We start from the raw sequence: 24,198 nt of genomic DNA on the forward strand, positions 1-24,198 counted from the left end.
CGAACCGGATGCAGACCCGGCCAAAGACCAAGACACTGGCCGAGCTCGGGCTGACGGCGAAGAACGTGGCCGGCGCCCGTGTGACAGGCTTGTCCGTCGACAGCCGCGACGTGTCGGAAGGTCATCTCTTCGCCGCGCTGCCCGGCGCGAAGGTGCATGGCGGGGAATTCATCCAGTACGCCGTGCGGCAGCGCGCGGGCGCGGTCCTCACCGACCGCAAGGGCGCCGAGATTGCCCAGGCCGTGCTGACAGAGAGCGGCGTGCCGCTCATCGTGGTCGAAGAACCGCGAGAGGCGCTCGCCTTCGCTGCAGCACTCTGGTTCGAGGACCAGCCCGACGTTCAGGTCGCCGTCACGGGCACCAACGGCAAGACCAGCGTGGCGAGCTTCACCCGGCAGCTCTGGACCGAGATGGGGGCCGAGGCGGCCAGCGTGGGCACGACAGGGATCGAGGGCGCCTTTACCATGCCCCTCCGCCACACGACGCCCGAACCGATCACGCTGCACCGCGCATTGGCCCAGATGGCGGAGGCGGGCGTCACGCACATGGCGATGGAGGCGTCGTCCCACGGGCTGGCGCAGCGGCGACTGGACGGGGTGCGTCTGTCGGCGGGGGCCTTCACCAATCTCAGCCAGGATCACCTCGACTACCATGCCGACTTCGAGGACTACTTCGCCGCCAAGGCGGGGCTCTTCGACCGCGTGCTGCCCGAGGATGCGGCAGCCGTCATCAACATCGACGACGCCTGGGGTCCGCGCATGGCCGAGGTGGCCGACATGCGCGGCCTTGACGTGCTGACCGTGGGACGCGACCGCCGCGCGGCGCTCCAGATCCTCGGCCAGAGGTTCGACGCGACGGGGCAGGAGCTGCGCTTCGAGTGGGGGGGCCGCATCCGGCAGGTGCGCATGGGTCTCATCGGCGGATTCCAGGCCGAGAACGCGCTGATCGCCGCAGGGCTGTGCATCGCGACGGGCGCCGAGCCGGAAGAGACCTTCGACACGATGCACACGCTTCAGACCGTGCGCGGCCGGATGCAGTTCGCCGCGCGGCGCGAGAACGGCGCGACGGTCTTCATCGACTACGCGCATACGCCCGACGCCCTGGCGACGGCGCTGAGGGCTGTCAGGCCGCACGTCCTCGGTCGCCTCGTGGTCGTTTTCGGCGCGGGCGGCGACCGCGACAAGGGCAAGCGCCCTCTCATGGGACGCGCCGCCGCCGATCATGCCGACGTCGTCTTCGTCACCGACGACAACCCCCGCTCGGAGGACCCCTCGCTGATCCGGGCCGAGGTCCTGGCCGGCACCCGGCTGGGAGCCGCAGAGGTGATCGAGGTCGGCGACCGCGCCGAGGCGATCCTGCGCGCCGTGGACGCCTTGTCCCCAGGCGACACGCTTCTTGTCGCGGGCAAGGGCCACGAGACGGGCCAGATCGTCGGCGACGCCATCCTTCCCTTCGACGATGCCGAACAAGCCAGCGTCGCCGTCGCGGCGCTGGACGGGAAGGGGCTGTGACCGTCCCCCTCTGGACGTCCGCGGCCGCCCGCGCCGTGATGGGCGCCGAGGCGCTTGGCCCTGCGTGGACCGCGACGGGTGTGTCCATCGACACGCGCACGCTGAAGCCGGGCGACCTGTTCGTGGCGCTGACGGACGTCCGCGACGGTCATGATTTCGTCGCCGACGCCTTGAACCGGGGGGCTGCGGCCGCGCTTGTGTCGCGCGTGCCTGAAGGCTTGGACAGGGATGCGTGCCTCCTCGTCGTTCCCGATGTCCTCGCCGCGCTGGAACGCCTGGGAGCGGCAGCGCGGGAACGGACGGCAGCCAAGGTCGTGGCCATCACCGGCTCGGCCGGCAAGACCTCGACAAAGGAGATGCTGCGTCATGTCCTTTCGGCGCAGGGTCGCACCCACGCCGCCGAAGCAAGCTACAACAACCACTGGGGCGTTCCGCTGACGCTGGCGCGGATGCCGGCCGAGACCGACTTTGCGGTCATCGAGATCGGCATGAACCATCCCGGCGAGATCGAGCCGCTCGCGCGCCTCGCCCGGCCCGACGTCGCCATCGTCACCACGGTGGCCGCGGCGCATCTCGAGGCCTTCGACAGCGTCGAAGCCATCGCCGAAGAGAAGGCGGCGATCTTTCGCGGGCTCGAACCGGGCGGAACGGCGCTGTTCAACGCCGATGTCGAGACCGCGCCGATCCTGAACGCCGGCGCGAAGCTGCACGCCGCGCGGCGCATCGGCTTCGGCGAGCACGCCGACGCCGCCTTGCGGGCCGACAGCGTCACGCTCTGCGCCACGGCGAGCGTCGTCGAGGGCCACTTCGGCGGGCGGTCCTTCATCCTGAAGGTGGGGGCGCCGGGACGGCATTTTGCGATGAATGCCCTTGCCGTCTACGGCGCAGCCCTCGTGCTGGACGTCGACACCGACATCGCGGCCTGTGACATCGGCCTGTGGCGTGCACCGGCTGGACGGGGCCAACGCGAGACGCTTGTGCTGGACCAGGTCGAGGATCTGACCGCCGACTTGATCGACGATGCCTTCAATGCCAACCCCGCCTCCATGACGGCCGCCTTCGAAGTGCTGGCGCAGATGCCGACCGGCGCGACGCAGGACGGTCGTGGCCGGGGCAGGCGCATCGCCATCCTGGGCGACATGCTGGAACTGGGGGTCGAGGAACTGGCTCTCCATGCCGACCTCGCCGCCCATCCGGCGATGGAGAGGATCGACCGCGTCGAGTGCGTCGGACCGAGGATGCGAGCGCTCTACGAGGCTCTGCCGGCTCACAAGCGCGGGAGGTGGGTCGACACGGCGCCCGAACTCGCGCAGATCGCGCACCGGCTCATCGGGGCGGGCGACGTGGTGCTGGTGAAGGGATCGAAGGGGTCGAAGGTCAGCCTGGTCGTCGACGCGCTGCGCAAGCTGTCACGCGTGACGGACCGGGAAGAGGAAAAGGGACTGGCATAGATGCTGTACTGGCTCACCGCGTTTTCGGACGGCGGCGATTTCTTCAACCTCTTCCGCTATATCACCTTCCGGGCAGGCGGCGCCTTCTTCACGGCGCTGATCTTCGGTTTCCTTTTTGGCCGGCCTCTCATCAATCTCTTGAAATCGAAGCAGAAGCGCGGCCAGCCGATCCGAGACGACGGCCCCGCCAGCCACCTGACCACGAAGGCGGGCACACCGACGATGGGAGGTGTGCTGATCCTGGGCGCGCTGATGACCTCGACGCTTCTCTGGGCGCGGCTCGACGGCGGCTTCATCTGGATGATCCTCTTCGTTACCCTGGCCTTCGGGCTGATCGGTTTCACGGACGACTATCAGAAGGTCACGAAGCACACTCACGCCGGCATCTCGGGGCGGACGCGGCTTGCCATCGGCTTCGCCATCGCCGCCGTCGCTGGGGTCTGGGCGGCCTGGCTGCATCCCGAGTCCCTCACGAACCAGCTCGCGATCCCGGTCGTCAGCGGGCTTGTGAATATGGGCCTGCTCTTCGTGCCTTTCGCGATGCTGGTCATCGTGGGCTCGGCAAATGCGGTGAACCTGACCGATGGCCTGGATGGCCTTGCCGTCATGCCGGTGATGATCGCTGCGGGCTCGCTCGGCATCATCGCCTATTCCGTGGGCCGCACCGACTTCACCGAATACCTCGGCATCAACTACGTGCCGGGCACCGGCGAAATCCTGATCTTCACGGCCGGCCTCATCGGCGGCGGATTGGGGTTCCTATGGTACAATGCCCCGCCCGCCGCCGTCTTCATGGGGGATACCGGATCCCTTGCACTCGGCGGTGCCTTGGGCGCCATCGCCGTCGCGACCAAGCACGAGATCGTCCTGTCCATCATCGGGGGTCTCTTCGTCGTCGAGGCGATGTCGGTCATCATCCAGGTGGCTTATTTCAAGCGCACCGGAAAGCGGGTTTTCCTGATGGCCCCGATCCACCATCATTTCGAGAAGAAGGGCTGGTCCGAGCCGCAGATCGTGATCCGCTTCTGGATCATCGCGCTGATCCTGGCCCTTGTCGGCCTGGCCACGCTGAAGGTGAGGTAAGATCATGGGCTTCGTCATCCGCTGGCTGGTTGCCTTCGTCCTTCTGGCCGCGACGTACAACCCGACCGACCTGAACTATGTCAGATGGGCGATGGCGCAGTGGGACGAGCAGATGCCGCTGGTCGTCCTGGGCGGCGTCGTTCTTCTGATCGCCTACGTCCTGTTCTTCACGGCCGTGCTGCGCGGGATCGGCGGGGTGGGCGTCGTCCTGATCCTCGCCCTCGTCGCGGCGCTTGTCTGGGTGGCGTCGGACTTCGGCTGGCTCAGCCTCGAGAACCCAACGGCGAACACATGGCTGGCGCTGCTGGCGCTCTCGGTCGTGCTGGCCGTCGGCATGTACTGGGGTATCCTGTGGCGCAAGCTTTCCGGTCAGTTCGAGACCGACGACACGAGCGAGGGCTGATGCGCCGCGTGGTCATCTCGGGTTGCGCAGCGGATATATGCCGGGTCGTCAAGCGTCTCGGTCTGGGAGCCTCCGCGTGATCCCGGTGCGAGGTGTAGAAGGCACTCGGATCGCGGTCCTGGGACTGGGCCGGTCAGGCCTGTCCGCCGCCCGCGCGCTGAAGGCAGGCGGCGCCGAGCCTCTGCTCTGGGACGACAGCGAGGACGCACGGGACAAGGCGGCGGCAGAAGGCTTCACCCTTCACGACCCCTCCCGCCGCGAAGCATGGACAGGCGTCGCCGCCCTGATCGTCAGCCCCGGGATCCCGCACCTCTATCCCGAACCGAATCGCTGGATCGCCGCGGCCATCGACGCGGGCGTGCCGGTCGACAACGACATCGGGATGTTCTTCCGATCCCTCGCCACTCCCGACTGGGACAGCTTCGACATCCCGCCCCGCGTTGTCGCGGTGACCGGATCGAACGGCAAGTCGACGACCTCGGCGCTGATCCATCATTGCCTTCTCGCCTCGGGCCGCGAGAGCCAGCTGGCCGGCAACATCGGGCGCGGCGTTCTCGACATCGACCCGCCAGGCGATGCCGGCGTCGTAGTGCTGGAACTGTCGTCCTATCAGACCGACCTGGCCCGTGCGCTGACGCCCGACGTAGCGGTCTTCACCAACCTCTCACCCGACCATCTCGACCGGCACGCAGGTATGGGCGGTTATTTCGCCGCCAAGCGCCGCCTCTTCGCCGAGGGGGGACCGGACCGGGCCGTGATCGGTGTGGACGAGGTCGAGGGTCGCTATCTTGCCAACCAGATGGGCGAAGGACCGGGCGACGACCGCGTGATCCGGGTGTCCGTGGACCGCAAGCTCGAGGGTCCGGGATGGTCGGTCTGCGCGCGCAAGGGGTTCCTGTCAGAGACCCGCAAGGCGCGGCAGGTCGCCTCTGTCGATCTTCGCGGCATCAGGGGACTGCCAGGCGCGCACAATCACCAGAACGCCTGCGCGGCCTACGGCGCACTTCGCGCCCTGGGCCTTTCGCCAAAGCAGATCGAAGAAGGTTTCCGTACCTTCGAGGGCCTGCCGCACCGGAGCCAGATCGTCGCCGAGAAGGGCGGGGTCACCTACGTCAACGATTCGAAGGCCACGAACACGGACGCCGCGCAATGCGCCCTGGAGGCGTTCGATCGCATCCGCTGGATCGTTGGCGGCCAGTTGAAGGACGGCGGGCTGACGCCCCTCAAGGGGCACCTCGACCACGTTGTGAAGGCCTATGTCATTGGCCGGCACGCGCATGAGACGGCGCTGGAGATCTCGCAGATCCCGCATGAGGTCTGCGAGACGATGGCGGTCGCTGTCGCCCGCGCCGCTGCCGAGGCGCAGCCGGGCGAGACGGTCCTTCTTGCGCCGGCCGCCGCAAGCTTCGACCAGTACGACAACTTCGAGAGGCGCGGTGAGGATTTCGCGGCCGAGGTCGCGACGCTCCCCTCCTGATCCTCGACGTCAGAGGATCTTCTGACCCGTCTTCGCCCAGTCCTTCAGGAAGCCTTCGAGGCCTTTATCGGTCAGCGGGTGCGCCACCATCTTCTTGATGACGTCGGGCGGGGCGGTCGCCACGTCGGCGCCGATCTTCGCGGCTTCGCTCATGTGGTTGGCCGAGCGGATCGAGGCGGCGAGGATCTGGGTCTCGAAGTCGTAGTTGTCGTAAATCTCGCGGATATCCGCGATCAGGTCCATGCCGTCGAGGTTGAGGTCGTCGAGGCGTCCGATGAAGGGCGACACGAAGGTGGCCCCGGCCTTGGCCGCGAGGATCGCCTGGTTCGCCGAGAAGCAGAGCGTAACGTTGACCATTCGGCCCTCGCCCGTCAGGACCTTGCAGGCCTTCAGCCCGTCCCACGTCAGTGGAACCTTGATAACGATGTTGTCCGCGATCTTGGCCAGTTCCCGGCCCTCGGCGATCATGGTCTCCGAGTCGAGAGCAACCGTCTCGGAGCTGACCGGGCCCGAGACCATGTCGCAAATTTCCTTTGTGACCTCCTTGATGTCGCGGCCGGACTTGGCGATCAGCGACGGGTTCGTGGTCACGCCATCGACCATGCCAAGCTCGTGAAGCTCGCGGATGGCGTCTATGTCGGCGGTATCGACGAAGAATTTCATGAGGGCCCTCTCTGGCGCAGCGTCGGGGTTTCGTGGCAGTGATAGCGCAACGACACGGGGGGCTGAACCCCCGTTCTGAGCGGAAAGGGCCGGGAACGCGTGCCGGGATTCTTCGACGAAGGCGACCTGATCTCGGTCCTGACGACCCAGCCCCTGGACCGCACGCTCGACTACAAGGCCCCCGAGGGCGGGTGTTTCCAAGGCGCTTTCGTCGAGGTGCCGCTTGGTCCGCGCAAGGTTCTGGGCGTCGTCTGGAGCGAGGGCGAGGGCGGCTATGACCTCGCGAAGGTGCGCAGCGTCATCCGCGTTCTCGACGCCGCACCGATGCGCGAGGAGATGCGGCAATTCCTGTTGCGCGCAGCCGAATACACCCTGACGCCGATGCCGGCGATGCTTCGGCTCGCCACGCGCTCGCCGGGGCTGGGCGACCCGCCGTCGATGCGCATCGTCTATCGCAGGGGCACGACCGAAGCGCCGGACCGGTGGACGGACGCGCGGCGCAAGGTGATGGCGGTCCTCGACGATTATGGCGGTCTCGCCTTCACGCTTGGCGAACTGGCCGAAATGGCGGGCGTCTCGACGACGGTGGTCAAGGGTCTCGTGAAGCAGGGTGTCGTCGCCGAGGAACAGAGCCCGCGCGATACGGCCTATCCGCGGCTCGATCCGGACGCGTCACGCCAGGCCCTGACCGACGAACAGCAGGCTGCGGCGGATGTCCTGACGGCGGGCGTCGCCTCGCGCAGCTATGGCACGACCCTTCTCAAGGGCGTCACCGGGTCGGGCAAGACCGAGGTCTACCTCGAAGCCGTCGCCGCCTGCCTGCGCGCGGGCCGGCAGGCCCTTGTCCTTTTGCCCGAGATCGCCCTGACCGCGGGCTTCCTCAACCGGGTCGAGGACCGCTTCGGCGCGCGTCCCGCCGAGTGGCATTCGGGCGTCACCATGACCGAGCGCCGGCGCGCATGGCGCATGGTGGGCGAGGGTGGCGCGGATCTGGTCGTGGGCGCGCGGTCCGCCTTGTTCCTGCCGTTTCGCGACCTCGGGCTGATCGTCGTCGATGAAGAACACGACACCTCCTACAAGCAGGAGGACGGCGTTCTTTACAACGCCCGCGACATGGCGGTGCTGCGCGCCTCGATCGAAAACGCGCAAGTCGTGCTGGCGTCGGCGACGCCCTCGCTCGAATCCTGGGCCAATGTCGAAGCCGGAAAGTACGCGCGCCTCACGTTGACCACGCGCTTCGGCGAGGCCGTCCTGCCCGAGATGCGGGCCATCGACATGCGCAACGAGCCGCTGCCATCGAACCGCTGGATCTCGGACACGCTGGCTCGGGAGGTACGGGCGCGGATCGAGGCGAGGGAACAGTCGCTTCTCTTTCTCAACAGGCGGGGCTACGCGCCCGTCACGATTTGCCGCGCCTGCGGGCACCAGATCGGCTGCGACCATTGCGACGCGCGGATGGTCGAGCACCGTTTCCAGAAGCGACTGGTCTGCCATCAGTGCGGCGAGACGAAACCGATCCCGGCCAAGTGTCCGTCATGCGAGGCCGAGGATCGTCTCGCCCCCGTGGGCCCTGGGGTCGAGAGGCTGGCCGAAGAGGTGGCGGCGCTCTTTCCCGATGCCCGTGTTTCCGTCTTGTCGTCCGATCTGTTCGGCTCGGCCCGCGCGCTGAAGGCGCGGATCGAGGAGATCGCCGAGGGTGGCGCAGACATCGTCATCGGGACGCAGATCGTCGCCAAGGGGCATAACTTCCCGCTTCTGACCTTGGTCGGAGTGATCGACGCGGACCTCGGTTTGCAGGGCTCGGACCTCAGGGCGGCCGAGCGGACGTTCCAGTTGATGCGTCAGGTCTCTGGCCGGGCCGGGCGGGCCGAGCGTCCGGGCCTTGCCCTTCTCCAGACCTTTCAGCCCGAGCACCCGGTGATACGCGCCATCCTGTCGGGCGACGAGGAGGAGTTCTGGCGCACCGAGGCCGCCGAACGGCGTCATGCCGGCGTCCCGCCCTATGGCCGGATGGCTGGGATCGTCCTGTCGTCGACTGACATTCAGCAGGTCTTCGACGTTGGCAAGGCGCTCGCCGCCCGGACGGAGCCACTGCGCCGTATCGGCGCGCAGGTCTATGGCCCCGCCGCCGCACCTATCGCGCGCATCCGGGGGCGCCATCGCGTCCGGCTTCTGGTCAAGGCCGACAAGGGCGCGCCTCTGCAGCCGGCGCTGGCCCGCTGGATCGCCCAGATCAAGCTGCCGGGCGACTTCCGCCTGTCGGTCGATATCGACCCGCAGACCTTTTACTGACGCCCAAGGTCGAAGCTCAATCCATAGGCGAAGATGGCGTCGGTCGTCGCGCCATCGCCGGGGATCATCAGAGCGAATGCCTTGCGGTAGCGCACCTTCAGCCCCGCGATGGGAACCACGTCGCCAACGGCGACCGGCACCTTGTGACCGTCGCCCGGATAATGCGCGAGGCCCACGAACCCCTCGAGGCTCAATTCCCCGCGCCGAAGGATCGTCCGAGAGGCCGAAAGCGCAAGCGACCGCCTGCCGTAGGAGTTGCGATAGACGCCGACGGTGAGCGTCGTGCCGGACGGATTGTCCCAGTCGAGGAAGATGCCCGGATTGGTCTGCTCGAATTCGAGCGTTGCGTCGGCGTGGTAGGATCCCATCAGGATCGAGAGGCGGTCGGGCGGCCCGGCGAAGGCAGGGACGGCGTGCGTCAAAAGGGCGACGGCGGCTAGGACGTGGCGATTCATGCGCCCCGGATAGCCCGAGGGAAGTTAACCCCGATTGAACGCCCCCCCTGCGCCAATCGGAAGCTCTGGTGAATGGCAGGTGAAGGGCGTAAGCGCTTGGCAATGCGCGCTCTCTCGCTGGACCAGACTCGGACGCGTCCCCTTCGGCAGGGGCCGGTGGCATTGCTTGTCCTCATGGCCGTCGCCATGCCACTCGCCTTTTCGACCTGGAGCGCGCTTCTGAACAACTTCGTGTTCGAGCGCGCGGCCTTCACCGGCGTCGAGATCGGCTGGCTTCACACGGTGCGCGAGATACCGGGATTTCTCGCAATCGCGATCATCCCGATCCTCGTCGTGATGCGCGAGCAATCCATAGCCCTCTTGTCCCTCGTGACCCTGGGCCTCGCAACGGCGGTGACGGCATGGTTCCCGACGTTCGGAGGCCTTTTGGCCGTCACGCTCGTGTCTTCTGTGGGGTTTCACTTCTTCGAGGCGGTCTACCAGTCGCTTCAGCTTCAATGGTTGCCGCGGGACCGTGCGCCGCAGGTCCTGGGCTGGCTCGTCGCCGTGGGCTCGGCTGCGTCGCTCGTGTCTTACGGGCTGCTCGTCGCGACTTGGGACGTCTTCGACCTTGGCTACGACACCGTCTACCTCGTTTCGGGCGGAGCCTGCGTCGCCATCGCCATCTACTGCCTCGCCGCCTTTCCGCACTTCGAGGCCGAGGAACAGACCAAGCGGCTCGTCCTGCGTCGCCGTTACTGGCTCTACTACGCGCTTCAGTTCATCACCGGAGCGCGCCGCCAGATCTTCGTGGTCTTCGCCGCCTTCATGATGGTCGAGCACTTCGGGTTCGAGGTTCACCAGCTTTCGGCGCTCTTCCTGGTGAACTACATAGCCAACATGGGCCTTGCGCCGCTGATGGGACGCGGCTTGGCGAGGTGGGGCGAGCGAAACGTCCTTGCCTTCGAATACGCGGGCCTCGTCTTCGTCTTCCTGGCTTACGCAGGCGTTTACGTCTTCGGCTGGCCGGCCTGGGTCGCGGCGACACTCTACGTTCTCGACCACCTCTTCTTTTCGCTGGCCTTTGCCAAGCGCACATACTTCCAGAAGATCGCGACGCCCTCGGACATCGCACCGACAGCCGCCGTGTCCTTCACGATCAATCACATCGCCGCGGTCGTTCTGCCGGTTTCCCTCGGATACGCCTGGATCGTGTCGCCGAGCGCGGTTTTTCTGTTCGCGGCCCTGCTGGCCCTTGTTTCGCTGCTGCTCGCCCTTCTCATCCCCCGTCACCCGGTCCCCGGGCACGAGACGATCTTTTCCGGCCTCCGCGCATCATCGGTCGAGTAGAAAGACGGGCCCGCGACGCCTATATCTGTCGCAGGTCAACGAAAGGACACACGATGTTCCAGATGCTGCGGAAAAAGAGCGAGATGGTCAGCCCCGAAGCCGCCCTGCCGGGTCGCTCTCAGCCCGTCTCCACGGCGAAGACGCACTTCGTCTATGGCACGCCCCTGTCAGCCGAGGTGCCGGCGGGGATGGAGGTCGCGGTGTTCGGAATGGGCTGCTTCTGGGGCGTCGAACGGATGTTCTGGAAGCTGGACGGCGTCGTCTCGACGATGGTCGGATATGCCGGCGGATACACCCCCAATCCGACCTACGAGGAAGTCTGCTCGGGCCGCACGGGCCATACGGAAGCCGTGCGCGTGGTCTATGACCCCTCGGTGATTTCCTACGACGACCTTCTCCGCACTTTCTGGGAGGGTCACGATCCGACCCAAGGAATGCGGCAGGGCAACGACGCGGGCACGCAGTACCGGTCGGCGATCTATTGGCACACCGAAGCTCAGAAAGAGGCCGCCGAGGCGTCGAAGGCGGCTTTCGGGCCCCGGCTGAACGCTGCCGGCTATGGCGCCGTGACGACCGAAATCCGCGAGGCGCCGGACTTCTTCTTCGCCGAGGATTATCACCAGCAGTACCTCGCCAAGAACCCGAATGGCTATTGCGGTGTCGGCGGCACCGGAGTGACCTGCCCGATAGGCACCGGCGTGGGCGCTTGACGGCGGACATGCCCAGGCCTACGCGCGGTCCATGAGCACCTGGACCGCGCTGACCACGCTGAACGACCGCGCCCGCGCCGAGGCGCTTGTCGAGGCTGTCGAGGTTCTGGACCCCTTCGGCGTCGGCATCTTCGAGATCGAGGATGGTTCGAACACCTGGGAGGTCGGGGTCTATTTCGAGGATCGGCCGGACGATGTGGCGCTGGCCCTTCTGGCCGCCTCGGAAGGCGCTCGGCCCTTTACGGTATCCGAGGTGCCCGACACCGACTGGGTGGCCCACGTCAAGCGAGAGCTGACACCCGTCGAGGCCGGGCGCTTCTTCGTCTACGGAAGCCATGACGCCGACCGCGTCCCCGAGGGCCGCGTGGCGCTTCTGATCGAGGCTGCGATGGCCTTCGGCACGGGGCACCACGGCACGACGCTCGGCTGCCTGCGGGTCATCGACCGGATGAGGGACGAGGGCGTGCGACCCGCTCGCATCGCCGACATCGGGTGCGGGACCGCTGTTCTTGCCATGGCGGCAGCCTCCGTCTGGGATGCCGAGGTCGTCGCGTCGGACATCGATCTGGTGGCGGTCGAGGTGGCGCGCGTCAACCTGGACGCCAACGGGCTTTCCGGCCGCGTCGAGACGGTCGAAGCCGTGGGCTTCGATCATCCGCGCCTCGGCGGTCCGTTCGACCTTGTGCTGGCGAATATCCTCAAGGGTCCGCTCATCGACCTCGCGCCCGACATGGCGCGCGTCATCGCTGCGGGTGGGACGGCGATTCTGAGCGGTATCCTCGTCGATCAGGCGGACTCCGTGGTGTCTCATTATGAGCAGGCTGGTTTCAGTCTTGCCCATAGAGAAGACATTGTTGACTGGACGACGCTCAGGTTGACCCGAAAAGACCCCGATTCCTAATGAAGTCTAGGCTTTCCGGTCACTTACGCCATATTGCTGCCACATTCCGGCATATATCTGTCAGACGCCGGGTCAATTGACGGCGTCCTGGAGCCTGCCATATGTCTGCTTCTCAGTTCGAAGAATTCGATCGCCGGATGCGCCGGATCAGCCGGCGTCACTCCAAGCTTTCGCAAGGCTATGTAACCTCGGTGAACAGCGACGGGCTCGTCGTCGCCAGGCCGAAACGACGCAGCAATCGGTCCACCCTGCGCGGTGTAGCGATGGTTGTCATCGTCCTGATCGCGTTCAAGGGCTTCCTGCACTCGCAGATCGGGTCGGCAGCCTATGCAGAACGTGTCGATGCCCTGTCGCAGGGGTCGGCGATCGAGAAGGGCGGCGCCTTCGTGATGGTGGCGGACCCGCTGACGCTGTGGCTGTCCCAGAAATTCAGTTCCCTCGTGCGATAGAACCAATGCCGGAGGCGTCCGGCGAAATTTCTTCGGTCGCACAAGGAAAGGCCGTGTCGCAGGACACGGCCTTTCTTTTTGGTCGAAGCCCTGGCGCCGTTCAGCGGATCAGGTCGATGTCGCCACGGGTCAAGCCGATGTCGTTCAACTCGTGAGCGCTGAGACGGGACAGGATGATGCGGGTCCGGCGGGCGTCGTTCCAGGCGATCAGCCGCGACACGAGAGTCGCGAGCGAGAGGGCGGAGCGGTCGCCGAAGCCGGTCACGACGGGAGAGACGTGCGCGTTGGCCATTGGAAGAGTCCTTCGGACGGAGTTGAATTGCAGCCGGGCAGTTAGGCGTGTTCTCGACTTCGAGCAAGACGAGAAAATGCATGACTGTCATGCATTTGGAGCATGAGTTACGGGTGTCTGAAGGACCGTTGCGAAAGCAAGCAAAATGGGGCCTTTGGGAAGCGTTCGACGTCGCATTGGCCAGCTTTTTCGCAACAGTGTTGCGGCTTCGATCTGTACAGCATTCTACGCATCCGACGGCGACCGTGGCCGAAGCGTCACGCTTCCGACTTCCGGCGCAGACGCAATCTCCTTGGACCATGTTCGCGTTTCGTGCTACTCCCTCGGGAAAAGGCGAACGAGCAGGGCGGGAACATGCGCGTCATGGGGCTGGATCCGGGGCTGCGGGCTCTGGGATGGGGGATCGTCGACGTGTCGGGATCGCGCCTGTCGCACGTCGCGAACGGCGTCTGCCGTACCGAGCAGGGCGCCCTCGGAGCGCGCCTCGCACGTCTCTTCGAAGAACTGTCCGAGGTCTTCGTGCGCTTTGCCCCCGACGCAGCCGCCGTGGAACAGACCTTCGTGAACCGCGATGGCGCAGCGACGCTGAAGCTGGGGCAGGCCCGCGGCATCGCCATGCTGGTGCCCTCGCGCGCCGGGATCGTCGTGGGGGAGTACGCGCCGAACGCCGTGAAGAAGGCGGTGGTGGGTGTAGGTCATGCCGACAAGCGCCAGGTCGACCACATGGTGCGGATGCAGTTGCCGGGGGTCGAGATCGCCGGCCCTGACGCGGCCGACGCGCTCGCCATCGCGATTTGCCATGCGCACGTCTCGCAAACGCTCGCCCGGCTTGCAGGCATAAGGTCATGATCGGGCGCATCGCAGGGCGGATCGACCACCGCGGCGCGGACCACGTCCTGATCGACGTGAAGGGCGTGGGTTATGTCGTCCACGTCAGCGACCGCACGCTTGCCGGCCTTCCGCCCGTAGGTGAGGCGGCTGCGCTTTATACCGAGTTGCTCGTTCGGGAGGATCTCCTTCAACTTTTCGGATTTCCGACCCTGGTCGAGAAGGAATGGCACAGGCTTCTTATGGGAGTGCAAGGGATCGGCGCGAAGGCGTCCATGGCCATCCTCGGCACCCTCGGACCCGACGGGGTCGCCCGCGCCATCGCCCTTGGCGACTGGAACGCGATCAAGGCGGCGCCGGGCGTCGGCCCGAAGATCGCACAGCGGGCGGTGAACGAGTTGAAGGGCAAGGCGCCGGCGATGATGGCGCTTGGCACGGGCGGCGCCCCGCGGCTGCCCGACGACGACGGCGAGGTGATCGAGACCGCCCCCCGCCCTGCCGCGCCGGTCAACGCCTCCGCGCAGGCCGAGGCGCTGTCGGCGCTCCAGAACCTTGGATATGCGCCGGGCGAGGCAGCGGGCGCGGTGGCCGAGGCGGCGGGTGCCGATCCCGATGCGGATACCACGGTCCTGATACGTGCCGCCCTCCGGCGCCTGGCGCCGAAGGGATGATCACGTCTCGTTTCATGGGCGCTTCGGACGGTGCGGACCGACGAGGGCGCGCTGCCCCCTCGGACTCCCCCGAAGGACTTGCGGGTCGATGGAGGACAAGGTGAGCGAACCCGATCCTCTCGTCCGTCCCGAACCGCGCCCGGAGGACGCCGACCGCGCCTTGAGGCCGCAGACGCTTGGCGCGTTCATCGGCCAGGCCGAGGCTCGCGCGAACCTCCGCGTCTTCATCGAAAGCGCCCGCCGACGCGGCGAAGCGATGGATCACACGCTGTTCCACGGGCCGCCCGGTCTGGGGAAGACGACCTTGGCTCAGATCGTGGCGCGCGAGCTTGGCGTGAACTTCCGGATGACGAGCGGGCCGGTGCTGGCGAAGGCCGGCGACCTGGCCGCGATCCTGACGAATCTTGAGCCGAGGGACGTGCTTTTCATCGACGAGATTCACAGGCTGAACCCTGTTGTCGAAGAGGTGCTCTATCCGGCGCTCGAGGACTTCGAACTCGACCTCGTCATCGGCGAGGGCCCCGCGGCGCGGACGGTGCGAATCGAGCTTCAGCCTTTCACCCTTGTCGGCGCCACAACGCGTCTCGGCCTTCTGACGACGCCGCTGCGGGACCGCTTCGGCATCCCGATCCGGCTTCAGTTCTACACCGAAGACGAGCTTTTCGAGATCGTGACGCGGGGCGCCCGGCTTCTGGGCATCGCGGCCGAGGACCAGGGCGCGCGCGAAATCGCGAAGCGCGCGAGGGGCACGCCTCGTATAGCCGGCCGCCTTTTGCGCCGGGTGGTCGATTTCGCGCTGGTCGAGGGCGACGGCGTCCTGACGCAGGACCTGGCCGACAGCGCTCTGACGCGACTTGGGGTCGATCACCTTGGCCTCGACGGCGCGGATCGGCGGTATCTCGGACTGATTGCGGAACATTACCAGGGCGGACCTGTCGGTGTGGAGACCCTGTCCGCCGCGCTGTCGGAAAGCCGCGACGCCATCGAGGAAGTCATCGAGCCCTTCCTGCTTCAGCAGGGGCTGATCCAGCGTACCCCTCGAGGGCGGATGCTGACGCAGGGAGCCTGGTCGCACATGGGGCTGTCTGCGCCTTCCGGTCCGGACCAGGGCAGGCTAATTTGACCTGAATAGTGAGGGAGGGATCATGGCGGCACCCGAGTTCAAGGCTCTTTGGCCCACGCATCTCATGTCGGTCGACCTGCCCGGCGCGGCCGAGGCGAACCCCATCCTCGCCGAACGGATCGAGCACATGGACGGCGCGCGGGCGGACATGACGACCGATTATCTCGCGGGGGATTTCCTCGCCCAGCCGCACCCGGCCATCCAATGGCTGCGGTCCTGCGTCGAGAGGGCAGTGGCCGATTATGCACGTGGCACCGGCGTCGACTATCCCGTCGAGTTCCGCGTCCAAGCCTGGGCGAACCTCAACCGCTTCGGCGACTATCACGACCTGCACAACCACCCGCACTCGTGGCTGTCCGGCACCTATTACGTCCGGGTGCCGGAAGGTCAGGACGCCCCGCCGGGACGCGACGACCGCACGCCCAATGCGATCAGCTTCTTCGATCCCCGCCCGCAGGCGAACATGCTGGCGATCCGGAACGATCCGCAGGTCGATCCCGAGCACCGCATCCTGCCGAGAGCCGGGCAGATGCTGATCTGGCCCGCCTTCCTGCATCACATGGTGCATGTGAACCTGTCGCGCGATCCGCGGATTTCGGTCTCGTTCAACGTCGTGCTGAAGTGGCGGGAAGACTACCTTCCCTGAGCGCCCGCGATGCGCTAGGGCGGGGCATGGACCACGGACCCGTCGCCCGCGCCTTCACCCATCCCGACGGCACCTACCGCTTCGCGCGGTGGGGACGCCCGATCGTGCCGGTGGTCTTCGGGGTCGAGGACGCGACGCTGCCGGTCATCAAGGGTGCCGTCGAGGCTGTCGTGGCTTTGGCCGGGCACAGGATGTCCGACAGAGACCCCGAGCTTGGCGCCAACCTCTTCGTCTTCTTCGTCCGGGACTGGGAGGAATTGGCCTCTCTCCCGGACCTCGACCGGCTCGTTCCGGATTTGCCAGCCCTGCTCGAGCGGCTCGAAAAGGAAGAAGCCAACCGCTATCGCCTGTTCCGCTTCGATGACGCCGGGGCAATCCGCGCCGTCTTCCTGTTCCTGCGCATGGACCCGGCGCTCGCCGAGGTGCCGGCCGAGGACATCGCGTTGTCGGAGACGGTACAGGCGATCCTCCTGTGGTCCGACGATGCATTTGACGGAAAGGGTCCTCTGGCCAGCGTATCGGGCAAGGTCATGCTGCGCCCCGATGTCGCCGCCATCGTGCGCGCGGCCTACGACCCCGCGATGCCCGTGGCCTCGACCGATCCGAGCCATGCGCTTCGTCTTGCGGCGAGGATCGGCAAGCGGGGCGCCGTGGCGTCTTCGACATGAGTGAGGACACGTTGATCGCAGAAGAGAGTGGCGCTGATGTCCATCACTGGCCGCTTCGCGTCTATTACGAAGACACCGACCTCGCCGGGATCGTCTATTACGCAAACTACCTGAAGTTCATCGAGCGGGCGCGGACCGAATGGGTGCGGGCCCTGGGCATCGACCAGATGACGCTGAAGGCCGAGACGGGGATCGTCTTCGCGGTCAGGCGCATCGAGGCGGACTACCTGTCGCCCGCGCGCTTCGACGACGAACTGCTGATCCGGACGTCGGTCGCCACCGCGGCGCGCGCCAGGATCGTCCTGCGTCAGGACGTCACGCGTGCAGATGCGGTCCTGTTTGTCGCGATGGTGACGCTTGTGGCCCTGGACGAGAGAGGCCGCGCCGTCCGCCTGCCAGCGGCGCTGACGGGACGGCTGGGTCAGGCCTTCGACCGCGCGTAGGCCACCAGCGCGTTGGCGTGACCATGTCCCAGCCCGTGCTCGGATTTCAGCCAGCCGACCGTTTCCATGTGCTTTTCCCCGGGGCGCGCCGCGATCAGCGACAGCCAGTGGTCGACGGGCTTGCCGTATTTCTTCTCGATAGACGGGAAGTAGGAGGCGGGGCCCTTCACGGGTTCGGACATGAGAGGTTCCTTCTTGTGTGGCTCGCGCGGGCAGGTCAGGCCGGTGCCATGAGAATGCCGCCGGGCCCATGCGCGGAAGCCTGCTTGATATGGCATATCCTCTGGCATTCCGGTAAGGTCTTCGCCAAACGAGGGGCCCAAGAACCATAAACCAAGGGCCGTGAGAGAGCAGAGCTATGGAAACCGAAACCCTTGCGCTGGCGCAGGAGATTGATTTCTCCATGTGGGCGTTGTTCGCACGCGCCACCCTGACCGTGAAGCTCGTGATGCTCCTGCTGCTCGTCGCCTCCTTCTGGGGCTGGGCGACGATCATCAACAAGCATCGCCAGTACGCCCGCGCCCGGCGCGAGACGCGGGTCTTCGAGGAAGCCTTCTGGTCGGGCGAGCCTCTGGATTCGCTTTACGACGACACCGGCCCCGCGCCCACGGGACGCACCGAGCGCGTCTTCGTCGCGGGCATGACCGAGTGGCGAAGGTCGCACAGGCAGGACGGGGGCGCTATCGGCGGGGCGTCGATGCGGATCGACCGTTCGATGGACGTGGCGATCCAGAAAGAAGCCGAGGACCTGCAACGCGGGTTGCCCCTTCTGGCCACGATCGGCTCGACGGCGCCCTTCGTCGGTCTCTTCGGGACAGTCATCGGCATCATGAACGCCTTCGTCGAGATCGGGCAGCAGCAGTCCACCAATCTTGCCGTCGTGGCCCCCGGCATCGCCGAGGCGCTTCTGGCAACGGGCCTGGGTCTTTTCGCGGCCATCCCGGCGGTGATCTTCTACAACAAGCTATCATCGGACAGCGACCGCATCATCGCGAGTTATGAGAGCTTCGCAGACGAGTTCGCGACCATCCTGTCGCGCCAACTGGACGCCGCCTGATGGGGGCCGGTGTCATCCAGTCGGACGGCGGTGGCGGCGGGCGTCGGCGGCGTCGCCGCGCGCGGCAGATGTCCGAGATCAACGTCACGCCCTTCGTCGACGTGATGCTGGTCCTTCTCATCATCTTCATGGTGGCGGCACCGCTTCAGACCGTGGGCGTGCCGGTCGAGCTTCCCAAGACCGCCGCGCCTTCGCTTCCGACCGAGCGCGAAGAGCCGCTTGCGGTCACGCTGACCGCAGACGGTGTGACGATGATCCAGACCACCGAAGTGTCGGACGAGGAGATCATCCCGCGCCTTCAGTCCATCCTTGCCGAACGGACGACGGACAAGGTCTTTCTGCGCGCCGACGGCGCGATCCCCTATGCCCGCGTGGTAACGGTGATGGGGGCCTTGAACGCCGCCGGTATCACCAACATCGGCCTCGTCACCGACACCGGCGGGCCGAAGCTCGACGGCAGGTGAGGGCGCCTTGCGCGTGGGGTATTACATCTCGGGGACAGGCCACCTGGTCGCGATCCTGGTCCTCCTGTTCGGAGGGATGTTCGTGGGTGACCGCTTCGCCGAGCCCGTGACCGTTTCCGAGGTCTCGGTGGTATCCGAGGAGGAGTTCGCGGCCCTCGCGCTGCCCGGTGGCGCGCCCGAGACCCAGACCGACGCGCCGGACGTTGCAGCACCCGAAGCGGAAGCGGCCCCCGAGGCGCCGGCCGAGGACAGCGCCCCCCAGGTCTCGACGCCCGAGCCGGTCGAAATGCCCGACGTGCCCGAGACGCCTCCGGCCGAAGTGCCTGAAGCCATCGTGCCGGACGCCGTGATCGTCGATTCCGCGCCGCCTATCCCCGCCCCTCCGGCCGAGCAGGACGGCACCTCCCTGGAACAGGATGCCGTCGCCGCGCCAGCGCCGCGTGTCGCCCCTATCCCGCAGGTGGCGCCGCCGCCCGAGGCCGAAGTCGCGCCCGAGGCGGTCGAGGATGTGGCCCCCGATGAGGAGGCGCCTCCCGAGGAAGTGGTCGAGGAGGAGACGCCCGCCGCCCCCGAAGCGGCGTCCGACCGCATCGTGACCGAGGCCGAGGAAGAGCAGGAATACGCGCCTGCCAGTTCCCGCCGTCCGCGCACGAGACCGCCGGTCCCGGTCCGGACCGCCGAGCCCGAAACGCCGCCGGAGCCTGTGGAACAGCCGGTCGAGCAAGCGACCGAGACGCCCGAGCCTGCCGATCCGCTGGCCGACGCCATTGCCGACGCGGTGTCGCAGGCGAACAACGAGCCGGACGCGCCGGCCGAGCAGCCGACCCGCAGCGGTCCGCCGCTGACGGGAGGCGAGAAGGACGCGCTTCGCGTGGCGGTCGGCAGTTGCTGGAACGTAGGCAGCCTGTCGACCGAGGCACTTGGCACCACCGTGATCGTCGGCGTCGAGATGGAACAATCCGGCAAGCCCATCGGTTCGTCCATCCGGCTCGTGTCGTTTTCGGGCGGCACGCAGTCCGGCGCTCAACAGGCCTTCGAGGCTGCACGACGCGCGATCATCCGATGCGGCGCAAAGGGCTTTCCGCTGCCGGTGGAAAAGTTCGCCGAATGGCGCGACATTGAAATGACGTTCAACCCGGAAGGAATGCAATTCCGATGAAACTCCTGGTCTCGCTCGCCCTCGCCCTGACGCTGGCCCTGCCCGCGGTGGCGCAGGAGAGGTCCGGCCCCCTTCGCATCGAGATCACCGAAGGGGTGATCGAGCCGGTGCCGATCGCGGTGGCGCCCTTTCTGGCCGAGAATGCAGCCGCGTCGGACTATGCCGCGCAGATCACTTCGGTGGTCGCGGCGGACCTTGTGGGCACCGGCCTTTTCCGCGACGTGCCTCAGTCGGCCTACATCAGCCAGGTCAACACCTTCGACGGCGAGATCAGCTATGCCGACTGGAAGGCGATCAACGTCGAGGCGCTGGTGACGGGCGCGGTGACGCTGTCGTCGGACGGCAAGCTTCTGGTCAAGTTCAGGCTCTACGACATCTTCACCGGCGCCCCCTTGGGCGACGGACTGCAGTTCGCCGGTTCCACCGCTTCGTGGCGGCGGGTGGCGCACAAGGTCGCCGACCAGGTCTACGCCCGGATCACCGGCGAGGGCGGATACTTCGACAGCCGGGTCGTGTTCGTCGAGCAGACCGGCCCGAAGAACGCGCGCCAGAAGCGGCTTGCGATCATGGATTACGACGGCGCAAACGTGCAGTATCTGACGGACGCATCGTCCATCGTCCTTGCGCCGCGGTTTTCGCCCACGGGCGACCGGGTGCTGTACACCAGCTACGAAAGCGGCTTTCCGCAAATCTACGAACTGGCGGTCGGAGCGGTGCAGAAAAGGTCGCTTGGCCTCGACGCCGCCGCGATGACCTTCGCGCCGCGCTACGCGCCGGACGGTCGCCGCGTGGTCTACTCCGAGGCGCGGGACGGCAATACCGACATCTATCTTCTCGATCTCGCCAGCAATCAGCGTCAGCGCCTGACCTCGGCCCCCTCGATCGAGACCGCGCCGGATTTCTCGCCGGACGGCAGCCAGATCGTCTTCGAGAGCGACCGCTCGGGCACCCAGCAGCTTTACGTCATGCCTGCGAGCGGCGGCGAACCGACGCGCATCAGCTTCGGGCAGGGGCGCTACAGCACGCCGGTCTGGTCGCCGCGCGGCGACTACATCGCGTTCACCAAGCAGAACGCGGGCCGCTTCCACATCGGTGTCATGCGCACCGACGGCTCGGCCGAGCGTCTGCTCACGGCCAGCTTCCTCGACGAGGGCCCGACCTGGGCCCCGAACGGGCGCGTCCTGATGTTCACCCGCGAGACGGCGGGCGAGCAGGGAGCGCAGGCGTTGTTCTCGGTCGATCTGTCGGGGAGGAACCTCAAGAGGGTGCAGACATCGACGGCGGCCTCGGACCCGGCGTGGTCGCCTCTCCTGCCATGAAAATAGGCTGTATGTTAGCGTGACGGCCCCGTTTTCATCGCCTGCGAGGAATGCTATCCTCGCCCCAAAGAGCAGACCGACACAGCGTCGGCACACACACAGGTGGAAGACATGACCTTTCTCAGACTAGCCTCGATCATGGCCGTGGCGATCTCGCTCGGCGCCTGCACCAATGCCGACCGCTTCGGCGAGGGGGGCGCGAACGGAGGCATGGGAGCGGGCGGCATGGCCGGCTCGATCGACGACCCGACCTCGCCGGCTTACTTCAACGCCGCGGTCGGTGACCGGGTCCTGTTCGCCGTCGACCAGTCCACGCTGTCGCCCGAGGCGCAGTCGACCCTGACCGGACAGGCGCAGTGGCTGATGACCAACGTCGATTATTCCGCGCTCATCGAAGGCCATGCCGACGAGCAGGGCACCCAGGCCTACAACCTCGCCCTCGGCGCGCGCCGGGCGAGTGCCGTTCAGAACTTCCTCATCGCGCAAGGCGTCTCGCCCAGCCGTCTGCGGACGATCAGCTACGGCAAGGAACGCCCCATCGAGATCTGCTCGACCGAGGCGTGCTACAGCCAGAACCGCCGCTCCGTGACCGTCATCACCGCCGGCGCGGGCGTCTGACGAGGATAAGCCGATGCGCTTCCTGCTGACCGCAGCCTTCCTTTTCGTTTCTTCGATCCCCGGTCCTGTTTTCGCGCAGGACCGGACACAGACCCTGGCCGACATCCGGCAGGAGCTTTCGGTGCTCTATGTCGAGATGCAGAAGCTGAAGCGGGAGCTGTCAACGACGGGCGGTGCGAACCCGAACCTGGCCGGGACTAATGCGCTCGACCGGCTGAACTCGATGGAAGCCGAGCTTCAGCGCGTGACGTCGCAGACCGAAGAGCTGACGAACCGGGTCAACTCCGTGGTGTCCGACGGGACGAACCGGATCGGCGACCTCGAATTCCGGCTGTGCGAATTGGAGGCGAACTGCGACATCGGCAGTCTGGGCGAGACCTCGACCCTGGGCGGCGGCGCGATGCCGACCGTCTCGGCGCCGACAACGCCCCCCGCAAGCGGGCAGTCTGCGGCCATCGAGGGCGGTGGCATCGACTCGAGCGGGATCGCCACCGGCATCGTCGACACCGGTGGCATGGAGCTGGCAGTGGCCGAGCGCGAGGACTTCGACCGCGCGAAGACCGCCTATGACCAGGGCGACTGGCAGGCGGCGGCCGACAGGCTGCAGGCCTTCACCGACACATATCAGGGCGGGCCGCTGACGGGCCTTGCGCACCTGATGCGGGGCGAGAGCCTTACGAACCTCGGGATGACGTCCTCGGCGGCGCGGGCCTATCTGGAAAGCTATTCCGGTACGCCCGACGGTCCCACCGCACCGACAGCACTTCTGAAGCTCGGGGTGTCGCTCGGCGGGTTGGGGCAGTCGCAGGAGGCATGCATCACGCTGGCCGAGGTCACGACCCGCTTCCCGACGTCCGAGGCGTCCATCGAGGCGCAGACGGCTCGGGCCAACATGGGTTGCTCATGATCGCACCGACGTCGCCGGCCGACAGGCTGCGACACGTCATCGACAGGTTCTTCACGAACGCCCAGCCCCGACGGCTGGGCGTCGCCGTTTCCGGCGGCAGCGATTCCATGGCGCTCCTTAACCTGATTGTCGCGGGAGCGACCGCGCGGGACGTCGAGGTCCGGGCGGTCACCGTGGACCACGGCCTTCGACCCGAGGCGAAGGATGAGGCTGCGATGGTCGCGGCTTTCTGTTCGTCACTTGGAATTCCGCACGACACGCTTCCCTGGTCCGGATGGGACGGCAGAGGCAACCTTCAGGCCATGGCGCGGCAGGCGCGGTATGGGATGATCCGCGAGTGGGCGTCGGCTGGGGGAGTGGATCTGGTTGCGCTCGGCCACACACTCGACGATCAGGCCGAAACCGTTCTGATGCACCTTGCACGGCGGTCTGGCGTGGACGGTCTGGCCGGCATGGCCGAGCGGTTCGAGCGGGACGGCCTGCCCTACGTGCGGCCGCTGATCGGGCAGCAGCGACGCAACCTGCGCGCCTATCTGGAGGAGCACGGCATCAGGTGGTGCGACGATCCTTCGAATGACGACGTCAGTTTCGAGCGGGTGCGCGCGCGGCGTGCCTTGTCGATCCTGTCGGACCTCGGCATCGACGCGGATGCGCTCGGCGATGTCGCTGCAAACGCGCGTTCGGCGAAGGTGGCTCTCGACCTTTGTGCCTGGCGTGAGGTGAATGGGGACGAAAGCGTGGAGGACCGGGGCGACATCGTCCTGTCCGAGGGCCCTCACGACGAGGAAATCGGCCGCCGCATCCTGATCGGCGCGCTGCGCTGGATTTCGGGCGAAGTCTATCCGCCTCGCGCCGCATCGCTGGTGGAGATGCGCAGCGCATTGGCGCAGGCCGAGCGACATACCTTGCAAGGGTGTCTCGTCAGCCGGGAAATTTGCCCGCACGGGTCGGGCCATCGGCTTCGCATCACGCGCGAGTTCCGCACGGTCGAGACATTGCGCAGTCCGACCGACAGCGTCTGGGACGGACGCTGGCGACTGGATGGCCCCCATTCCGCAGATCTTGAGATCGGGGCGCTTGGGCAAGGACTTTCAGCCTGTCCGGATTGGCGCGACACGGGGCTGCCGCGCACGTCGCTTCTCGCCTCTCCCGCGATCTGGCGGGGCGACACCTTGATCGCTGCTCCACTGGCAGGATTGCCGAACGGCTGGACCGCGCAGGCCACAGGGCGCGGCAATTTCGCGGACTTCCTCCTATCCCGTTGAAGAATCCGGCCCGA

At 66.7% G+C, this 24,198-nt stretch carries 27 protein-coding genes; 23 read left to right on the forward strand and 4 right to left on the reverse strand.

Annotated elements, in window-relative coordinates:
* Positions 1-8 precede the first annotated feature (8 nt).
* The 5 genes from C8D95_RS02605 to murD all read left to right on the forward strand — a co-directional run bounded on the left by C8D95_RS02605 (position 9) and on the right by murD (position 5,925).
* The gene (locus tag C8D95_RS02605; RefSeq protein ID WP_109757564.1) at positions 9-1,511 is read left to right on the forward strand and encodes a UDP-N-acetylmuramoyl-L-alanyl-D-glutamate--2,6-diaminopimelate ligase; all 1,503 of its coding nucleotides are present in this window, start codon (positions 9-11) and stop codon (positions 1,509-1,511) included.
* A 38-nt stretch (positions 1,512-1,549) separates the two neighbouring features.
* Positions 1,550-2,962, forward strand: a complete 1,413-nt coding sequence (locus tag C8D95_RS02610; RefSeq protein ID WP_109757955.1) for a UDP-N-acetylmuramoyl-tripeptide--D-alanyl-D-alanine ligase — start codon at positions 1,550-1,552, stop codon at positions 2,960-2,962.
* Positions 2,963-4,045, forward strand: a complete 1,083-nt coding sequence (gene mraY / locus C8D95_RS02615) for a phospho-N-acetylmuramoyl-pentapeptide-transferase (RefSeq protein ID WP_109757565.1) — start codon at positions 2,963-2,965, stop codon at positions 4,043-4,045.
* Between the two features lie 4 nt (positions 4,046-4,049).
* The gene (locus tag C8D95_RS02620; RefSeq protein ID WP_109757566.1) at positions 4,050-4,448 is read left to right on the forward strand and encodes a DUF6524 family protein; all 399 of its coding nucleotides are present in this window, start codon (positions 4,050-4,052) and stop codon (positions 4,446-4,448) included.
* 76 nt (positions 4,449-4,524) lie between these two features.
* Complete coding sequence (gene murD / locus C8D95_RS02625; protein WP_109757567.1) at positions 4,525-5,925, forward strand: UDP-N-acetylmuramoyl-L-alanine--D-glutamate ligase; 1,401 nt, start codon at positions 4,525-4,527, stop codon at positions 5,923-5,925.
* A 9-nt stretch (positions 5,926-5,934) separates the two neighbouring features.
* Here the strand turns inward: murD and fsa are convergent, their stop codons facing one another.
* Entirely contained in the window at positions 5,935-6,588 is a 654-nt protein-coding gene (gene fsa / locus C8D95_RS02630; protein WP_109757568.1) for a fructose-6-phosphate aldolase, read from the reverse strand.
* A 99-nt stretch (positions 6,589-6,687) separates the two neighbouring features.
* On the opposite strand from fsa, the gene C8D95_RS02635 reads away from it, so the two are divergent.
* The gene (locus C8D95_RS02635) at positions 6,688-8,880 is read left to right on the forward strand and encodes a primosomal protein N' (RefSeq protein ID WP_109757569.1); all 2,193 of its coding nucleotides are present in this window, start codon (positions 6,688-6,690) and stop codon (positions 8,878-8,880) included.
* Here C8D95_RS02635 and C8D95_RS02640 read toward each other — a convergent pair.
* Positions 8,874-9,335, reverse strand: coding sequence for a hypothetical protein (locus C8D95_RS02640; RefSeq protein WP_109757570.1), 462 nt, complete (start codon positions 9,333-9,335; stop codon positions 8,874-8,876). The two genes, C8D95_RS02635 and C8D95_RS02640, sit on opposite strands and share 7 nt — an antisense overlap.
* A 102-nt stretch (positions 9,336-9,437) precedes the next feature.
* Between C8D95_RS02640 and C8D95_RS02645 the strand changes: the two genes are divergently transcribed.
* From C8D95_RS02645 to C8D95_RS02660, 4 genes are all read left to right on the forward strand, one after another.
* A complete protein-coding gene (locus tag C8D95_RS02645) occupies positions 9,438-10,664 on the forward strand; it encodes an MFS transporter (protein ID WP_109757571.1) in 1,227 nt (408 codons plus the stop codon).
* 53 nt (positions 10,665-10,717) lie between these two features.
* Positions 10,718-11,374 (forward strand): peptide-methionine (S)-S-oxide reductase MsrA, encoded by a 657-nt coding sequence (gene msrA, locus C8D95_RS02650; RefSeq protein ID WP_109757572.1) that lies wholly within the window; start codon positions 10,718-10,720, stop codon positions 11,372-11,374.
* Between the two features lie 31 nt (positions 11,375-11,405).
* Positions 11,406-12,275, forward strand: a complete 870-nt coding sequence (locus C8D95_RS02655; protein ID WP_109757573.1) for a 50S ribosomal protein L11 methyltransferase — start codon at positions 11,406-11,408, stop codon at positions 12,273-12,275.
* A 101-nt stretch (positions 12,276-12,376) separates the two neighbouring features.
* On the forward strand, positions 12,377-12,724 hold the full coding sequence (locus C8D95_RS02660) for a hypothetical protein (protein ID WP_109757574.1): 348 nt from the start codon (positions 12,377-12,379) through the stop codon (positions 12,722-12,724).
* Between the two features lie 100 nt (positions 12,725-12,824).
* On the opposite strand, the gene C8D95_RS02665 is transcribed toward C8D95_RS02660, so the two are convergent.
* On the reverse strand, positions 12,825-13,016 hold the full coding sequence (locus C8D95_RS02665) for a DUF1127 domain-containing protein (RefSeq protein ID WP_109757575.1): 192 nt from the start codon (positions 13,014-13,016) through the stop codon (positions 12,825-12,827).
* A gap of 354 nt (positions 13,017-13,370) precedes the next feature.
* On the opposite strand from C8D95_RS02665, the gene ruvC reads away from it, so the two are divergent.
* The 6 genes from ruvC (at position 13,371) to ybgC (ending at position 17,395) form a co-directional block, all read left to right on the forward strand.
* Positions 13,371-13,865 (forward strand): crossover junction endodeoxyribonuclease RuvC, encoded by a 495-nt coding sequence (gene ruvC, locus C8D95_RS02670; RefSeq protein WP_109757576.1) that lies wholly within the window; start codon positions 13,371-13,373, stop codon positions 13,863-13,865.
* On the forward strand, positions 13,862-14,515 hold the full coding sequence (gene ruvA, locus C8D95_RS02675; RefSeq protein WP_109757577.1) for a Holliday junction branch migration protein RuvA: 654 nt from the start codon (positions 13,862-13,864) through the stop codon (positions 14,513-14,515). Before ruvC ends, ruvA begins: the two co-directional genes overlap by 4 nt.
* Before the next feature lie 100 nt (positions 14,516-14,615).
* Positions 14,616-15,638, forward strand: a complete 1,023-nt coding sequence (ruvB, locus tag C8D95_RS02680; RefSeq protein WP_109757956.1) for a Holliday junction branch migration DNA helicase RuvB — start codon at positions 14,616-14,618, stop codon at positions 15,636-15,638.
* 22 nt (positions 15,639-15,660) lie between these two features.
* Entirely contained in the window at positions 15,661-16,284 is a 624-nt protein-coding gene (locus tag C8D95_RS02685; RefSeq protein ID WP_109757578.1) for a TIGR02466 family protein, read from the forward strand.
* A 26-nt stretch (positions 16,285-16,310) separates the two neighbouring features.
* Positions 16,311-16,952: a hypothetical protein gene (locus C8D95_RS02690; RefSeq protein WP_109757579.1), complete on the forward strand. Its 642-nt coding sequence runs from the start codon at positions 16,311-16,313 to the stop codon at positions 16,950-16,952.
* Entirely contained in the window at positions 16,949-17,395 is a 447-nt protein-coding gene (gene ybgC / locus C8D95_RS02695; RefSeq protein WP_109757580.1) for a tol-pal system-associated acyl-CoA thioesterase, read from the forward strand. The genes C8D95_RS02690 and ybgC overlap by 4 nt, the downstream gene beginning before the upstream one ends.
* On the opposite strand, the gene C8D95_RS02700 is transcribed toward ybgC, so the two are convergent.
* Positions 17,374-17,577 (reverse strand): DUF4287 domain-containing protein, encoded by a 204-nt coding sequence (locus tag C8D95_RS02700; RefSeq protein ID WP_109757581.1) that lies wholly within the window; start codon positions 17,575-17,577, stop codon positions 17,374-17,376. The genes ybgC and C8D95_RS02700 overlap by 22 nt on opposite strands.
* Before the next feature lie 176 nt (positions 17,578-17,753).
* Here C8D95_RS02700 and tolQ point away from each other — a divergent pair, with 176 nt between their 5' ends.
* The 7 genes from tolQ (at position 17,754) to tilS (ending at position 24,184) form a co-directional block, all read left to right on the forward strand.
* Entirely contained in the window at positions 17,754-18,452 is a 699-nt protein-coding gene (gene tolQ / locus C8D95_RS02705; RefSeq protein WP_109757582.1) for a protein TolQ, read from the forward strand.
* On the forward strand, positions 18,452-18,916 hold the full coding sequence (gene tolR / locus C8D95_RS02710) for a protein TolR (protein ID WP_109757583.1): 465 nt from the start codon (positions 18,452-18,454) through the stop codon (positions 18,914-18,916). Before tolQ ends, tolR begins: the two co-directional genes overlap by 1 nt.
* Positions 18,917-18,929: 13 nt before the next feature.
* Positions 18,930-20,075, forward strand: coding sequence for an energy transducer TonB (locus C8D95_RS21660; protein WP_338143048.1), 1,146 nt, complete (start codon positions 18,930-18,932; stop codon positions 20,073-20,075).
* Positions 20,072-21,394 carry a Tol-Pal system beta propeller repeat protein TolB gene (gene tolB, locus C8D95_RS02730; protein WP_109757586.1) on the forward strand — a complete coding sequence of 441 codons (1,323 nt, stop codon included), beginning with the start codon at positions 20,072-20,074 and terminating at the stop codon, positions 21,392-21,394. The genes C8D95_RS21660 and tolB overlap by 4 nt, the downstream gene beginning before the upstream one ends.
* Positions 21,395-21,505: 111 nt before the next feature.
* On the forward strand, positions 21,506-22,012 hold the full coding sequence (pal, locus tag C8D95_RS02735; protein WP_109757957.1) for a peptidoglycan-associated lipoprotein Pal: 507 nt from the start codon (positions 21,506-21,508) through the stop codon (positions 22,010-22,012).
* Positions 22,013-22,025: 13 nt separating this feature from the next.
* Positions 22,026-22,919, forward strand: a complete 894-nt coding sequence (ybgF, locus tag C8D95_RS02740; RefSeq protein WP_109757587.1) for a tol-pal system protein YbgF — start codon at positions 22,026-22,028, stop codon at positions 22,917-22,919.
* A complete protein-coding gene (gene tilS / locus C8D95_RS02745) occupies positions 22,916-24,184 on the forward strand; it encodes a tRNA lysidine(34) synthetase TilS (RefSeq protein WP_109757588.1) in 1,269 nt (422 codons plus the stop codon). The genes ybgF and tilS overlap by 4 nt, the downstream gene beginning before the upstream one ends.
* Positions 24,185-24,198 lie beyond the last annotated feature (14 nt).

It is taken from the genome of Silicimonas algicola, from assembly GCF_003148765.1.
GTDB lineage: Bacteria > Pseudomonadota > Alphaproteobacteria > Rhodobacterales > Rhodobacteraceae > Silicimonas > Silicimonas algicola.